The organism is Burkholderia sp. MSMB1588, assembly GCF_001546925.1.
GTDB lineage: Bacteria > Pseudomonadota > Gammaproteobacteria > Burkholderiales > Burkholderiaceae > Burkholderia > Burkholderia humptydooensis.
In genome coordinates this window covers 898,217-913,388 of the sequence record NZ_LNJS01000001.1, presented here as the reverse complement: position 1 = coordinate 913,388, position 15,172 = coordinate 898,217, and the positions used below count along the sequence as shown (strand labels likewise).

Genomic DNA, 15,172 nt, shown 5'->3' with positions numbered 1-15,172 from the left:
CGTAGCCGGGCGCGCGCCCGGCCGCGCTCAGATATCCGCTTCGACTTCGTTGCCCTTTTCCTCGAGCCAGTTGCGGCGCGCGGCGGCTTCGCCCTTGCCCATCAGCATCGTCATCCGCGCGACCGTCGCCTCGAAGTCGAGTTCGCCGAGCGCGACGGGCATCAGGCGGCGCGTGTCGGGGTTCATCGTCGTGTCCCACAATTGCTCGGCGCTCATTTCGCCCAGGCCCTTGAAGCGGCTGATGGTCCATTGCGATTCGCGCACGCCGTCCTTGCGCAGCTTGTCGAGGATCGCCTCGAGCTCGCCGTCGTCGAGCGCGTAGAGCTTCTGCGCGGGCTTCTTGCCGCGCGCGGGCGCGTCGACCCGGAAGAGCGGCGGCCGCGCGACGAACACGTGGCCGCGCTCGATCAGTTGCGGGAAATGCTTGAAGAACAGCGTGAGCAGCAGCACCTGGATGTGCGCGCCGTCGACGTCCGCATCCGACAGGATGCAGATCTTGCCGTAGCGCAGGTTCGACACGTCCACGCTGTCGTCCGGGCCGTGCGGATCGACGCCGATCGCCACCGAGATGTCGTGCACCTCGTTGTTCGCGAACAGGCGGTCGCGCTCGGTCTCCCACGTGTTGAGCACCTTGCCGCGCAGCGGCAGGATCGCCTGGTATTCCTTGTCGCGGCCCATCTTCGCGGAGCCGCCCGCCGAATCGCCCTCGACGAGGAACAGCTCGTTGCGCGCGATGTCCTCGGTCTCGCAGTCGGTCAGCTTGCCGGGCAGCACCGCGACGCCGGAGCTCTTCTTCTTCTCGATCTTCTGGCCCGCGCGCGTGCGCGCCTGCGCCTGCTTGATCACGAGTTCGGCGAGCTTCTTGCCGTGCTCGACGTGCTGGTTCAGCCACAGCTCGAGCGCCGGGCGCGTGAACGACGACACGAGCTTCACAGCGTCGCGGCTGTTCAGGCGCTCCTTGATCTGCCCCTGGAACTGCGGATCGAGCACCTTCGCCGACAGCACGAAAGACACGCGCGCGAACACGTCCTCCGCGAGCAGCTTCACGCCCTTCGGCTGCAGGTTGTGCAGCTCGACGAAGCTCTTCACCGCCTGATAGAGGCCGTCGCGCAGGCCGGATTCGTGCGTGCCGCCCGCGGGCGTCGGAATCAGGTTCACGTACGACTCGCGCGCGAGCGAGCCTTCCTCGCTCCACGCGACGACCCACGACGCGCCCTCGCCCTCGGCGAACGTGTCGTCGCCCGTGCGCGAATCGGCAAAGCGCTCGCCCTCGAAGAGCGGGATCAGGAGCTCGCTGCCGTTCATCTCGTCGAGCAGGTAGCCGCGCAGGCCGTCGTCGTATTTCCAGCTCTGCCGCTCGCCCGTCTTCTCGTTGACGAGCACGACCTCGACGCCCGGCAGCAGCACCGCCTTCGAGCGCAGCAGCCGCTGCAGTTCTCCGAGCGGCAGGTTCGGCGAATCGAAGTATTTCGGATTCGGCCACACGGTCACGCGCGTGCCGGATTTCTTCTCGCCGCGGCCCGCGCCTTGCGTCGCGAGCGGCTTGACGACGTCGCCGTCGGCGAAGCCGAGCTGCGCGATCTTGCCGTCGCGCCAGACGGTCACGTCGAGGCGCGTCGCGAGCGCGTTCGTCACCGACACGCCGACGCCGTGCAGGCCGCCCGAGAACGTGTACGCGCCGCCCTTCGCCTTGTCGAACTTGCCGCCGGCGTGCAGCCGCGTGAACACGATCTCGACGACGGGCACCTTCTCCTCCGGATGCAGCCCGAACGGGATGCCGCGCCCGTCGTCCTCGACGGACACCGACTGGTCGGGGTGCAGCGTGACCGTGATCTGCCTGCCGAAGCCGCCCAACGCCTCGTCGGACGCGTTGTCGATCACTTCCTGGATGATGTGCAGCGGATTCTCGGTGCGCGTGTACATGCCGGGCCGCTGCTTGACGGGCTCGAGGCCCTTCAGCACCTTGATCGATGCTTCGCTATAGGCCGCTGCGGGCTTTTTCGTGGACATAGAAGCTCAGGTTCGTCATTCACCTTGACGTTATCCCCAGCTCGTGTGGATAACGTCGTGGACAAAACGTTGAATTCGATAAAAATCCGAGTCGAAACAATGGCGTGCTCGCACTGCTTCGAAAGTGGGCGGCGCGCCGCGCGCGACGGCTGCGCGGCACGCCGCCCGGAACGCGGCGTATTTTACTGGTTCCGCAACGGCGGGCTCATGAAGGCTTGCGTTTCGCTTCGAGCGCCTCCCAGCGCTCCAGCGCCGCGAGCAGCTCGTCGTCGAGCGCCGCGAAGCGCTCGGTCAGGCGCGCGCCCTCCTGCGCGTCCTTCGAGAAGATCGAGCCGTCCTCGAGCTGCGCGGAAATTGCCTTCTGCTCGGCCTCGAGCGCCGCGATCCGCTCAGGCAGCGCGTCGAGCTCGCGCTGCTCGTTGAACGACAGCTTGACCGTGCGCTGCGCGTTGCGGCCCGCCGCGCCCTTCGGCGCATCGTCCGCCGCGCTCGCGGGCTCCTTCGCCGCGCGCTTGGCCGCCTCCTCGTCCGCGATCCGCTGCGCGCGCTCGCGCTGGATCTGCCAGTCGGTGAAGCCGCCGACGTATTCGCGCCACCGGCCGTTGCCCTCCGACGCGATCACCGACGTGACGACATTGTCGAGAAACGCGCGGTCGTGGCTGACGAGCAGCACCGTGCCGTCGTAGTCGGTCAGCAATTCTTCGAGCAGCTCGAGCGTCGGGATGTCGAGGTCGTTGGTCGGCTCGTCGAGCACGAGCACGTTCGCCGGCCGCGCGAACAGGCGCGCGAGCAGCAGCCGGTTGCGCTCGCCGCCCGACAGCGACTTGACGGGCGAGCGCGCGCGCTCGGGCGCGAACAGGAAGTCGCCGAGGTAGCTCATCACGTGCTTGCGCACGCCGCCGATCTCGACCCATTCGCTGCCGGGGCTGATCGTGTCGCCGAGGCTTTTTTCCGGATCGAGCTGCGCGCGCATCTGGTCGAAGTACGCGACCTGCAGGTTCGTGCCGGTGCGCACCGTGCCCGCATCGGGCTTCAGCTCGCCGAGGATCAGCTTGAGCAGCGTCGTCTTGCCCGCGCCGTTCGGGCCGATGAAGCCGATCTTGTCGCCGCGCATCACTGTCGTCGAGAAGCGGTCGACGACCGTGCGCTCGCCATAGCGCTTCGTCACGTCGGTCAGCTCCGCGACGATCCGGCCCGACTTCTCGCCCTGCGCGACGTCGAGCCTCACGTTGCCCTGCGCGTTGCGGCGCTCCGCGCGCTCGCGGCGCATCTGCTCGAGCCGCGCGACGCGGCCGACGCTTCGCGTGCGCCGCGCCTCGACGCCCTTGCGGATCCACACCTCCTCCTGCGCGAGCAGCTTGTCGAACTTCTCGTTCTCGACGCGCTCGACTTCGAGCTGCTGCGCCTTGCGCGTCTGATACGCGGAGAAGTTGCCCGGATACGACAGCAGGCGGCCGCGGTCGAGCTCGACGATGCGCGTTGCGACGCGATCGAGGAACGCGCGGTCGTGCGTGATGAAGAAGAGGCCCGCGCGCTGCGAGACGAGCAGTTCCTCGAGCCACCGGATGCCGTCGAAATCGAGATGGTTGGTCGGCTCGTCGAGGAGCAGCACGTCCGGCTGCACGACGAGCGCGCGCGCGAGCGCCACGCGCTTCTGCATCCCGCCCGACAGCGCATCGATCTTCGAGTCGCCGTCGAGCCCGATCTGCGCGAGCGTCGTGGCGACGCGCGTGCGCCAGTTCCATGCGTCCGCCGCGTCGAGCGACGATTGCAGCGCGTTCATCCGCGCGAGCAGCGCGTCGTGCTCGGCGCCTTCGGGCGTATCCGCGAGCCGGTGCGCGATCTCGTCGTATTCGGCGAGCAGCGCGCGCGTGCCGGTCAGCCCCGACGCGACGGCATCGAACACCGTCTGCCCGGCAACGAATTCCGGCTCCTGCGGCACGTAGACCGTCACGAGATTCTGCTGCCGCGTGACGAGCCCGTCGTCGGGCTTCGCCAGGTCGGCGACGATCTTGAGCAGCGACGACTTGCCGGCGCCGTTGCGGCCGATGAGCCCGACGCGCTCGCCGGCTTCGAGCGAGAAATCCGCGTGATCGAGCAGCGCGACGTGGCCGAACGCGAGTTGCGCGCCGGTGATGGAATAAAGCGACATGGGGAAGACGGCGGAGAAAAAAACGGAAGCGCTCATTGTACCGGGGGCGGCGCACGACGCCGATACGGCACAATGGCCTGACGCGAAACACGAGACGCCGGGCCCGCGCGAGACGGCCGGCGGCGCGGGCTGGCGGGAACCTTGCGCGGTCCTCGCCAGCCCAATGACCTACTTGACGTTGACCGTAATGGTCCGGCTCATCTCCGGGCCGTACGAGCGGTGCGCGCCATCGCCGAACTGCAGCGTCAGCGTGTGCTGACCGGGCGGCAGCCTCACATCCGTCTCGGTCTGGGGCTTGCCGAAATGCAGCGAGTGATCGTTGGCGGGAATCACGTCGCCCCTCGCCACCGGCTCGCGGTCGATCAGCAGGTGGTGATGGCCGGTGTGGGGCGTCATGTCGCCCGCGGGCCGAAGCACGATGTCGCCTTCGAGACCGAATTTCACGTGGACGGGGTTCGTGACGGACGCGCCGTCGGTCGGCTCGACGAAGTACACCCTCGCTTCCGCGTGCGCCGAGGCGGACGCGAAAAGCGCGGCCGCGGCGAACACGCCGGCCAGCCATTTGTTGTAGAACATCGCTCTCTCCTTTTGGGTTGAAAGGCCATCGAAGCATACACTGCGAGCGGGCGGCGCGTCGTGGGTTGTGGGTTTGGAGCGGGCGGCGGGGGCGCGGGAAAGCGGGCGGACGCGACAAATCCGGTACCATTGCGCCTTTCGCCGCTCGATGTGCCGCGTTCGCGCGATCGGGCGACGCCGATTGCAATGGTTCCTCAAGAGCGCAACATGAGCGAAGTGGTCGAATACAAGAGCTGGGTCTGCCTGATTTGCGGCTGGGTCTATAACGAAGCAGAAGGTTTGCCCGACGAAGGCATCGCGGCCGGCACCCGCTTCGCCGACATTCCGGACGGCTGGCGCTGCCCGCTGTGCGATGTCGGCAAGGAAGATTTCGTCGTCGTGGAGTTCTGAGGCAGGCGATTCCGAGGCCGGCGATCCGGTCGCCGCGACGCGAAGGCGGACGTTGCGCAAAACGTCTTTGCTATACTCTGCCCTCGCCATGCGTCGACCGACGGGCGGCGCGCTCGAATCGCATCGAAGTAAGATCGAATCGAGCGGCCGGACAAGCTCGATAAAGCGATTCCGATTCGAAGCTTGTTTCCGTTTGGCGAATCCTATCCGCTCCCCGTAGTTCAGGGGATGGAATGATAAGCGCGAGGATTATCCAGCAAGGCTCCCGCCCTGTGCTGTAGCAAATCTGTAGCGCATAAAAAAACGCTCGCAGCAGCAATGCCGCTCAGGTTTAGTCAGCAGTTGCCTAAACTCGACCGGAAGTAGGCATTGACGAGATCAAAACGGCCCCACATGACGTCCGGTGACCGTCGAAGGTAACCGCACGTCCGTCGATCCGGACGTGCTCGTCACCCTCAAGAATTTCGCATTCGCCAAGTCCCGCCTGACAGGTACAGCGATCGCCGACCCGAGCAACTGGACGCTCTATCACCACGGATCGTTCGCTGCCAGTCTTGACCTGACAACCTCGGTCCGTCGAGTCACCCACTCGAATCACACCTCGCATCGATTCCCCTCCAAAGTTATTCAAGATCAAACGCAGCTACGACTATATCGGGTCACGTCGCGATTACTGAAACGGATTCGCCCCGTTGTTCTTCTGAGCCCACGCCGCTTTACTCGTGGCGTCAGGTGGACTAACCATGACGATGCTCGCTGTACCGTTGGGCCGTCGGTTCACCGTCGCACTGGCGCCATCATCCTGATAGCCTGCAATCAGCCCCAAACCGATTTGAACAAGTGGTGAACTCACCCCCGTGTTACCTATGCGCGCACCGATGTCGTAGCCATCCTTGACATCGCTCAGGCTCGGGGCCACCCCGCCTACTTGCGCGAGCGCTTGATTCAGCGGCACCGCCCACAGCCGATCGCCAGTCGTATCGTAAAACACGCGTTTCGGCCCCTTCCCGTCTGGCAACGTTGCGACGGCCTGCTCCCAACCCGCTTTCAGCGCTGCCGCCTGAGCCGCAGTCTTGAGTGGTTGTCCGTGATCGTCGGTCAGCTTTACGTCAACCGGGCGATGGAGATAGCCGAGCAAGGGTGCATCATCGAATTGCTTGACCTGCCACGTCGTCCAGCGCACTGGAATATACGGTGTTGGCGTGAACTGGCCCGGCCCCTTGTTGTCGATGGTTTTCCAGAACGCCGGCAATTGCGCCTGCCACCACGTAGACGACATGACGCCAATTGCTCCCGGATATTGGACGCCGGCCTGCTTTTCCTGTTCGATGAAATGAGCAGTGAAACTATCGGGACCGCGATCGTCGTTCTGCTCCCAAAAGAAATTCCACAACTTGATAACGTCGTATTCGGTATTGTTCCGGTTGATCCGTCCTGTCTGTTCGACGGCGTATGGGCGAATGAGTTTGTCGACTCGATCAGAACGGGAAACGAGGATGGCCCCCATACTGTCCGGAAGCTCGGGGATTATGTGTCCCGCGAATGACGGACCACCGCTACCCGGTGCAACGAGAAGCGAGCGCAGCATCGACCCGTCCTGACTGACTACCAACGTCGACGGAACATCCGGGTGCGCGTCAAAAAATGCGAACAGCTTCTCGATCATCCCCGCACCGTCAGAAGTATTGGCATCCTCCTGCCACAAGAATAGTGTGACACCGAGACTTGCCTTCTGACGAAGGTCGGCAATCTCCGCAGCGGCTCTGCCATCATTCTTCTTGTCTTTGGGCGGCCCCCAAATGATCACTGGTACCGGCCAGTATTCAACGGCATGACGAGCAGCAAGTTCAAAGCTCGTACCGATAACGACACCAAAATTGGTCATTCTCTCGTCATCGCTCGCCGGATAATCGGCCGGATTCTGCGACATATACGTCATATGGTTATCGTTCTTGATCTCGATTTTTTTCCATATTTCCGCGTTAGTTTCCCATCCCGTCACAACCCCTAGGCCGCGCACCTCGAGCACGTACTTCTGCCCGGTCTGCGACAGCATCGTAGGCGAACCGTTGAAGCCATGTGCTACAACTGCTTCGCTCCTTTGATCACCCGGCACCGGGAGATCGGACGCTGCAGTAGCCGGCACCGAAGACCGATGCAGCCACGCGACGCTCACGCCATACGCCAGAGCTACCAACGCCAAGACCACCAACACCCCATTCCGAATACTACTTCCCATATGCGGCATCTCCTGCCCGGTCGTTTGCCAATAACTGTAGTGTCGCGCCATCACAAGAATGGTCCAGATTATCGCCACCGCCACAAACGCGGTGGCGTACGGCCAAATTCGCGGTCTCGCGATCATCGAGGCATCCCCTGGAAAACTTCCCCGAGCGTCTTATTCCCATACATCATCTGGGCCTTCTGCGCCTCCTGCTTGTAGTATTCCGCCTGAGCCTGCTCCTGCGCCGCGACGGCCGCTGGCGTCAACTCACTGGTTACCAGCGGAGGTATGGTCGCGGATACGTGCTCATCCGGGAAGGTACCGGAGATGTAATAATTGGAACAGGCTAGAATGAATTCTTGTGTCTTTGGCGGAAGACGGCCGAAGTTTGCATTGCCTTTGATCTTGATAACCGCGGCGCGGTCCATTTTCCAGTCTGCCATCAGGATCAGCAATTCGCGCCAAACCGGATCATCGAGCGTCACCGCCTGACCAATCGCGACGTCCATCGCGGTCACCCACCGATGATTCTCCGTGCTGTGCAGCACACCCGAATGGTAATTGTTGGGTTCTCGAGCGTCCGGATTCTGCTGCATGTCCAGACGAGCTTCATTCGGGGTTTGCTCTCGTTGAATGAGATACTGCGGCGGAACGATCGGAAGCAATGCGTTCTTGACCATTGAGGTCACCGATGTGTCCGGGACCACCCGCCAATTCTGCGACTGACCGTCGATCGCCTTGCCCTGATTGAAAGCAGTCTTGTAAGACTCGATGCTAGTCAGCGGATTACGCGTCGTCTCAACGGTAATCCATTTGAATGACGCATATTGATTGCCCAACGAAACATTCTTCGTGACGTCGTCTGGCGTCATCATCCCCGCCACGTCGGCGTGGCCGGGACGTGGGCCACCTTTCACGATTTCACCACCGTACAAGTCGGGTTCGCACGGCGGCTTCAGTTCCTCACCGTTAATAAAGCGGATATCGTTACGAGTAAATGACGCCTGTAGAGCAGCATTCTTGCTCGATTCAAGCACCGTGCCCAACATGGATCCGTCCGTATCAGGTCCAGGTGTAAGTCGCTCGAACCGGTCGCGCACGGGCACCCGCGCAGGTGATGTGCCGACCAGCACCTTCTTGAACTTGCCATTGCCGTTATCATCACGCTCCATCCGCGTCCACATGCGCTGGTGGAAACGCTTGGGCGCAAGGGCGGTCATGGCCTGCATGGTCTTACCATGTTTGGCGGCAACCCCATCAGATGGCACCTCATCAGGCACACCAAACGTCCCGATCCCGCGCACTTTCTTGAGGCCTACCACCGTGTCTTCAGGGCAAAAGTACAGATACACCTTACCGCGATTGTCTCGCTCGTCGAACGTAATCCAACTCTTGCCGTTCTTGTCCAGCCGCTTTCCGCAGGTCTTGCTCCAGTTTGTGCCTGCCCGGCCACCTGATCGCTCCGCAGTAATCAGCAGATCTGCCAGATCGGGAACGGTATGCGGCTCGCTCGTGACCACATTGACGATATCGATCAGGGTTTTCAGCTTTCCGTGGCCGGTCTGGTTGCCATCGTCTTCCGTCGCATAGAGGCTGTATGGCGTATCCACCATGATGATGCAGTCGACGCAGCGCTGTCCCTGCTGCTTGAGAATCGCCTGTGCCAGCAGGGTAATGATCGTCCCCTGACTGTGGCCCATCACGGTAATGGTTTCATGCTGAGGATCTATGCCGTGTGCCAAGGCCAGCGCCTTTGGCTGGATCGTGCGAATCGTCTTGATGAGGTTCGCCAGTCGCGTCGCTGCCAGTACGAAATAGCGCCGGTCAGGCGCTTTGCCCGCAAACACGCTGTTCCCAGCCACTGCGTTGTACATCACACGGCGCGTTTTCCAGTCCGGCTCGAAACCTCGACCGTACATCTGCGGGATGTTGTTGGTTGCGTTGGCAAAGAATCCGCCAGCCTTTGCAAAGTGTGCATCGAGCCGATTGCCGTTGACATCCTGATACTGGCCACGTGTCATGAGGTTGCCGCGATCGTCTGCCACACGGCTTTCGATGATGCCGGGGTTATCCAATTTGGCAATGTCCCGGTTGTCGGCACGCAGTCCCCAATAGAAAGGAATGAAAAAACTCTTCGTGACGGTTGGGATTTCGGCGCGCTGATACAAGTACATATCAGGATCTTTCAGAATTCGCGCATCGTTTATCGATCTATCATTCTTGGGCTTCTTTGCCGCGGCCCGATATGCGCTCCCATAACTCCCGGCCTTCAAATCAGTCCGCGACAGGCGCTCGTTGAGCCCTTGACACAAGCCCTGCTCGACAACGGAATACACGGCACCCGGATCGTTCACCCCGTGAATAAAGATCACAATGCCCGGCAGATCACCCGGCAACTGCACGTTGCGGGCATCGGGGCGATCCGTAGTCGTGACGCCAGCGCCCTGCGCATGCACACGATAGTCGTTGTTGGTCTCGGCCACAGAATTCTCCCCTGTCGTTTCAGAGCGACGGCTTCAAGATATCGATCTTGGCGATGCGCATTACGTCGTCCTTCACCAGATCCGTCAGCCCACTGGCATCCGACTTCCCTTCGATGATCCGACCGTCGTTGAGCGCGATGCGATATTGCTGGTTAGCCGCCAGCGCCGGCGTTTCCGGCGTATGCCCAGGGAAGTGCAAACGGAACTGCTGGTCGGTCGGCTGGTTCGTGAAGGATGTTTTCGAAGCCTGCTCCGTCGACGGCCCGCCCCACTGGTGCGACGCCGACAGCAACTTAATGTCACCGTTCGTGCCGAGCGTCACGCCACCGCCGATCTTGATATAACTGCCGTCTTCGGCAACGAACCGGATCGTCGGTGCGGTGACAAGCACCTCGTTCTCATTCGTCGCGATCTTGACGCCCTTCTGAGCATTCGCCGTCAGGGTGTCGGCCTGCGCCTGCAGCAACATCGGCCCCTCACCGGCCACGGCCTGTACGCCAGTGCCGCGCGCGAACAACTGCATTCCCTGTCCGGCCGTCGCATTAAAGCGCTGACCGCTCATCAACTGAAGATGCTGCTGCGCGACCTGATCAATGTTCTCGCCCGCGTAAGTAACATGTGTCTTCGGCGTCACGTTCACTGAACCGGCCTGCGCACCGAACGCCATCAACGCCTGCGAACCGCCTGCGACGCTACTCGATTCCGATGCGCCGCTACCCGACGTCCAGCCCTTGAACGCCTGCGCGACGGCGGTCTGGCCTGCCGTATCTGCCGCCTGCCCGCCGTGCTGTCCCGCGTAGTCGCCGAGCGACTTGAAGAGTTCGGTGCACTCGCCGAGCAATTGCAGCAATTCATCGCGATCGAGCTGGCCGCCGCTCGCCTGCGAGCGCGCATAGGTCGTCAGCAGAATGCCCTGCGCTGCCCGCAGTGCCGCGGCCGCGTCCGTGCGCAGTTCCGCGCCTTCGCCGCGATCCTGCCCGACGCCGTTGTTGCGCGGCTGAGTCAGGTAACCCAAATTCAATTGCGTATGCGCATGTTCGCTCGCAAGTTGGGCACTTATCTGCTGCGGCGTATCGTCGAGACGGAGCTGGTTATATTTCCGGCCCTTGATTTCCTGCGTCTTGATTCCCGACACGAAACGGTTGCCCGGCAGCGAGCCGGTATGAGTGAACGTCGCGGGCGTGTTCACGCCGTTTCCGAGCACACAGAGAATCACCAAACGGTCGGGATCGCCCGCGATACAGCCCAGCAGAACCTCCATGCCGGCGCGCGGCAAGAACGTTACGCCGAAGCCCGCCCCGGCCAAACTGGATGCCACCCGGATCGGGGCGCTGTCGCCCGCATTGCCGTTGGTGCCTGCGCCCTGCGCATGCGCGTGATCGCCCGCATCGAGTCCCTGTATCTGCACGTAGACCCGGCCAAGTTCGTCGCACACGACTTCCTCGCCGTTGCGCGTCACAATCACGCCCGTGAGCAGATGGACGGGCGGCAGGTCGATCTTCGGATCGTACGCGGGCGTGAGCGGAACGCCGCGCCGCACGCAGGTGAACGCGTTCTCGTAGCGGGTATCCGATTCCGCCTCGAGCGCGGCCGGCAATGCGGGGGCGGCCTGCGTCAGATTGCGGCTCGCGGCGAATAACGCGTGCACGCGACCCGTCAAGCCCTTCGGCAGATTGTTCCAGACCTCGTGATGCACCGACGTGATCATGAACTGCCGTTTCTCGGCCGGCTGCATGTCGAGATCGACATCGCCGGTCAGCGTGAACCAGTGGCCGACCGGCATATCCCGCACACTGCTTACGCCGTCGTAGCGCTCGGCGTCGAATTGATGCGCGAGCATCCGGTCGCGCGTAATGCGATCGTGATCGTCCCACGAATCGCCGACATGCGGAATGTCGATCGCCACGTCCGTCAGCAGGTTCGCAAGGTCGTTGCCGGCTTCGCCCTGATCGATACTCGCGGTCGCTGCCGAATCGTGGACGCGCCCCTGCTTGTAGTCCCACGACGGCCGGCTCGTCTGCCCGGAAATCAGTTGCTGATGCAGAGCAAACAGCGTGATCGTGTCGCGCTGCTCGGTCGCGGCGTCGCGCGGGTGCAGGCGCACCGTGCCCGCCGGGGCCTCCGGCAATTGCAGCGGGTTGTCGCAAAAAACAAGCGTATGGACGGGCGTCTCGTCGTGAATGTTGCGTGGCGGCTTCGCGGAACCGGCTTTCGCGAACACGTTGATGCCCTCGCGGCGCAGCAGCCGGCGCACGAACTTCGCGTCCGACTCGTTGACCTGCCGGGTCAGCTCGCGCGCCGGATAACGGCTCCGGTCGAGGCCGGACAGGTCGAACTCGAACGCCGCCGCGAGCGCCGGGCTACGACGCCGCCATTCGTTCAACAGGACCGCCAGCACGTCGACGACGCTCGTCTTGCGGAACACGCGCGAATTGGTGCGCTTGTCCATCAGCGACAGCGCGTCACACACCGTAAGCTGGTAGATGCACAGCTCGCCGTCGCTCTGGCCGATCTGCACGTCCTTGACAATCGCGTTGATGAAGCGGAGCTGGCCGCGATCGGTGACAAGCCGCAGAGAGACGGGCACGCCAAGGAACAGCCGGGGCGACAGGTCGTGACGCGTCGACACACAGGTCAGGTGCCCGTGGATGCCAGTCATCAGCGCTTCGCGAATGCCCGCGTGCTGAAGGGCCAAGAGCGGCCCCAAGGTACTTTGCAGTCGGCCGAAATTCAGCGCGGCCGGCCGATTGTTCCAGTCGACGGCCCCCGCCGCGAAACTGCGTAGTGTTCCATTTAATGACACAACCGCCCTCTCAATTCTTATTGAATACGTATTGGATTCAGGCGATCGGGCCGCGTGTCGGGACGGGCAAACCGCCGAGTTGTCGCTGCAAGGATATCAAATCCGCAGACGAAAACTGGAAAACGGCGGATGTGTGGCGCGCCGAACGGTGCACATTTAACCCAGATTGACATGCAGCGGCCACCGATTTTGTCGTATCTTTCGCGGTGGAAGGATTTGTAACGTCTGGTCCTTCCGCATGCAGTCAATCGGCCCATGCAGCACGGGGCAACGTCGATCCGCCGGCCGATGTAGTTCAACAACACTCCATCCGTCCACGCGACCTGCGCCGACTTCATGCACACGACCTTCTGCACGGCCGGATCGTCGAGCGCCGCGTGCATGCCGAACACCCATGGCGTGATGTTCGGGTTATAACGGCCGGGGCTCGCCGTCGCCTTCGCGCTCATCCGGCGGAGCTTCCTCGCCCACTCCGTCGTCCCAATCCGTTCCGGCGGACGCAGCAAATGCGCGAGCCGGCGAATCACCGCGTTCACGCTCTGGGTCGTATTCAGAAAGCTGTTCAAGACATCCATGAATATGCTCGTTCAACCATTCGACGTCGACCTCGATGTCGTACAGCGTACGCATCTCCTGCACGAGTTTGTCGGGCAGCGACAGCAATTCCGTTTGAAATGCGCCGACCATCTGGCCGTACGCCTGTTCGAGCTGCGCCACGTTCACGAGCAGCCCTTTCTTTTCCGCCCCCCTTGAAAGCAACAGCGCTTCGAAAGCGAAGGAAATGGCAAGCGTTCGGCGTTGGCTCGACAAGCTGTGCACGATGCCCGCCCCGGACTGGACGCCCGAAATGGCACGGGAGGCCGCTCAATGACCCCACGCCCGGCCCTTTCTACCCCACGCCCGCTGCCGCGAAAGCGGAAACGCGCGGACAAGCGCCCGGCTATCACACTGGCGAGCGTCGACGGCAATGCAGTTTCAAAGCGTGTGCGCGGGCTTACGCCCGCAAAGGCAATCCAGAAGAACGAAACGCCGCGTGCGCGGCGAAAAGCGAGCTTGAGCCTGGAATGGTTTCGAACGCGCATGGAAGCAAAGGTTGTGATCGAGCAGTAGCGACGTCACTACAATGCCATCCGGCCGCATTCGAGCCTCGCCTATCTGACGCCCAACGAGTTCAAGCAACGGTCTTGTTCAACTGAAGCAACTGAGGCCGTTCTCCAAGATTGAAATGGCCCGAAAAAATCAGGCAGATCAACGCCGGAATGCGCTTTTCATCGCGATGCGGATTACGTCCGGCACCGCCTGTTTACGCTCCGGATGTTCGGCGAACCATTCGAAGATCTTCACGATCTCTTCGCATGTCGGCCGCCGGTCGCGGTGCTTCCCCGGACCGATGGGCTGGAGGTGATCGAGCCTCGGCCGTGCGATGCTCGGCGCGTGTGGCAGCCTCAGATCGAGCAGCGAAGCCATGTGCTTATAGACAGTTCCGAGCTTGGAAATGTCCATGTCGATCGCGTACTGCTCCGCCCCCCTCTTTCTTGCGCTCCTGCGCAAACTTGACCAGCCGCTTGGTCGACAGCTTCGCCGCCACCTCATCACAAAGTGACTTTCCAACCGCTTGAGCATGTAGTCTTCATTCGACTTCTCGTCGACGGCACCCTGCCCCTTGTCGATACCGCCTTCGATCTCACGCGCCCATGCTTCAGCCGCGCCCTTAGTTCGAAACGTCTTTGATATACTCTGTCCCCGCTGGCGGACTTGAGCCCGCCAGCGGTCGCCGATCGTGAGGATCGAAGCCATGAAACACCCCGTTTGTGGACTGTAGCAATGCGTCATCCACATACGCTGCTACAGGGTCGATTTGCAGCAGAGTTGTAGCAGGCGGGGCGTTGAACTATGCTTCACGGCTTGTCATTTCGCGTCATACGCGGACAGGCGAAAATCCCGGAAAGGCAAGCTGGACAAGGCTAAGAACCTGATTCACAAGGGTTCGATCCATCCCGCTCAGGCTATCCGCTCCCCGTAGTTCAATGGATAGAACAAGCGCCTCCTAAGCGCTAGATACAGGTTCGATTCCTGTCGGGGGGACCAGTGGGACAAGGGTTTCAGGGATCGGCGTGATACGTTTGTGATAAATCGCCTTCCCTACTCCCCATCCGGAATCACCGCGTCATCGCCCGTCGTCGATGTCAGAGCGTTGTCGCAGTGCCCCTTAGCGTGTACTGTCCGGGCCCCGTCTGCGTGGCTGTGCGGAAAAGCACGATCTCGCCACCGACGTGAGCCAGACAGAAAGCCATGCCGCACTGCTGGCGCGCATCCAGAAGCTCGAATCCCAGGTCGGGCAGTTGCAGGAAACGCTCGACGCGCAAGTCGAGACGAGCCTGCGCAAGCAGATGTTCGTGCCGCGATTCGACATCGCCGACGCAGCCGATTCGCATCGCTTCATGTCGGCCTCGACCTGCAGCGCATCCGATCTTCTGCACCCCCAATATCGGCGAATCTGCGGGCGCCTCAACATCGAGCGGCGCTTCCATCGC

General features: G+C 62.2%; 10 protein-coding genes, 1 tRNA gene and 4 pseudogenes. 4 read left to right on the top strand and 11 right to left on the bottom strand.

The genetic code is table 11. The annotated features are described in order from the left end of the window. Positions 1 to 27: 27 nt before the first annotated feature. The 3 genes from parE to WS92_RS15895 form a co-directional block, all read right to left on the bottom strand. Positions 28 to 2,010: a DNA topoisomerase IV subunit B gene (gene parE, locus WS92_RS15905; protein WP_006024972.1), complete on the bottom strand. Its 1,983-nt coding sequence runs from the start codon at positions 2,008 to 2,010 to the stop codon at positions 28 to 30. Between the two features lie 205 nt (positions 2,011 to 2,215). Further along, positions 2,216 to 4,162, bottom strand: coding sequence for an ATP-binding cassette domain-containing protein (locus WS92_RS15900; protein WP_059932195.1), 1,947 nt, complete (start codon positions 4,160 to 4,162; stop codon positions 2,216 to 2,218). Between the two features lie 168 nt (positions 4,163 to 4,330). Next, the gene (locus WS92_RS15895) at positions 4,331 to 4,738 is read right to left on the bottom strand and encodes a DUF4399 domain-containing protein (RefSeq protein WP_059932193.1); all 408 of its coding nucleotides are present in this window, start codon (positions 4,736 to 4,738) and stop codon (positions 4,331 to 4,333) included. Between the two features lie 207 nt (positions 4,739 to 4,945). Here WS92_RS15895 and WS92_RS15890 point away from each other — a divergent pair, with 207 nt between their 5' ends. Then, a complete protein-coding gene (locus WS92_RS15890) occupies positions 4,946 to 5,128 on the top strand; it encodes a rubredoxin (protein ID WP_006024969.1) in 183 nt (60 codons plus the stop codon). Positions 5,129 to 5,474: 346 nt separating this feature from the next. Here the strand turns inward: WS92_RS15890 and WS92_RS15885 are convergent, their stop codons facing one another. The 6 genes and pseudogenes from WS92_RS15885 to WS92_RS36615 all read right to left on the bottom strand — a co-directional run. Beyond that, complete coding sequence (locus WS92_RS15885; RefSeq protein WP_061083895.1) at positions 5,475 to 5,735, bottom strand: PAAR domain-containing protein; 261 nt, start codon at positions 5,733 to 5,735, stop codon at positions 5,475 to 5,477. A gap of 63 nt (positions 5,736 to 5,798) precedes the next feature. After that, positions 5,799 to 7,493 (bottom strand): type VI lipase adapter Tla3 domain-containing protein, encoded by a 1,695-nt coding sequence (locus WS92_RS15880; RefSeq protein ID WP_059932190.1) that lies wholly within the window; start codon positions 7,491 to 7,493, stop codon positions 5,799 to 5,801. Continuing rightward, complete coding sequence (locus WS92_RS15875; RefSeq protein ID WP_059932188.1) at positions 7,490 to 9,835, bottom strand: DUF3274 domain-containing protein; 2,346 nt, start codon at positions 9,833 to 9,835, stop codon at positions 7,490 to 7,492. The genes WS92_RS15880 and WS92_RS15875 overlap by 4 nt, the downstream gene beginning before the upstream one ends. Positions 9,836 to 9,854: 19 nt before the next feature. Continuing rightward, positions 9,855 to 12,638 (bottom strand): type VI secretion system Vgr family protein, encoded by a 2,784-nt coding sequence (locus WS92_RS15870; RefSeq protein ID WP_059932186.1) that lies wholly within the window; start codon positions 12,636 to 12,638, stop codon positions 9,855 to 9,857. Between the two features lie 17 nt (positions 12,639 to 12,655). Continuing rightward, the gene (locus tag WS92_RS37195) at positions 12,656 to 13,087 is read right to left on the bottom strand and encodes a phage terminase large subunit family protein (RefSeq protein ID WP_331457921.1); all 432 of its coding nucleotides are present in this window, start codon (positions 13,085 to 13,087) and stop codon (positions 12,656 to 12,658) included. Then, a pseudogene (locus WS92_RS36615) lies at positions 13,050 to 13,382 on the bottom strand (MarR family transcriptional regulator); the annotation flags it as partial. The pseudogene WS92_RS36615 and the gene WS92_RS37195, both read right to left, overlap by 38 nt. Positions 13,383 to 13,505: 123 nt before the next feature. On the opposite strand from WS92_RS36615, the pseudogene WS92_RS36610 reads away from it, so the two are divergent. Together WS92_RS36610 and WS92_RS34825 are read left to right on the top strand one after the other, a co-directional pair. After that, positions 13,506 to 13,688: pseudogene (locus WS92_RS36610) on the top strand (hypothetical protein); the annotation flags it as partial. 3 nt (positions 13,689 to 13,691) lie between these two features. Continuing rightward, positions 13,692 to 13,862, top strand: a pseudogene (locus WS92_RS34825) (integrase core domain-containing protein); the annotation flags it as partial. Between the two features lie 27 nt (positions 13,863 to 13,889). Here the strand turns inward: WS92_RS34825 and WS92_RS15860 are convergent. Beyond that, positions 13,890 to 14,477 (bottom strand): annotated as a pseudogene (locus WS92_RS15860) (site-specific integrase); the annotation flags it as partial. 174 nt (positions 14,478 to 14,651) lie between these two features. On the opposite strand from WS92_RS15860, the gene WS92_RS15855 reads away from it, so the two are divergent. Next, positions 14,652 to 14,726: transfer RNA gene (locus WS92_RS15855), tRNA-Arg, on the top strand. Between the two features lie 98 nt (positions 14,727 to 14,824). Here the strand turns inward: WS92_RS15855 and WS92_RS35845 are convergent. Then, positions 14,825 to 15,169: a hypothetical protein gene (locus tag WS92_RS35845; protein ID WP_144411952.1), complete on the bottom strand. Its 345-nt coding sequence runs from the start codon at positions 15,167 to 15,169 to the stop codon at positions 14,825 to 14,827. Positions 15,170 to 15,172: the final 3 nt, after the last annotated feature.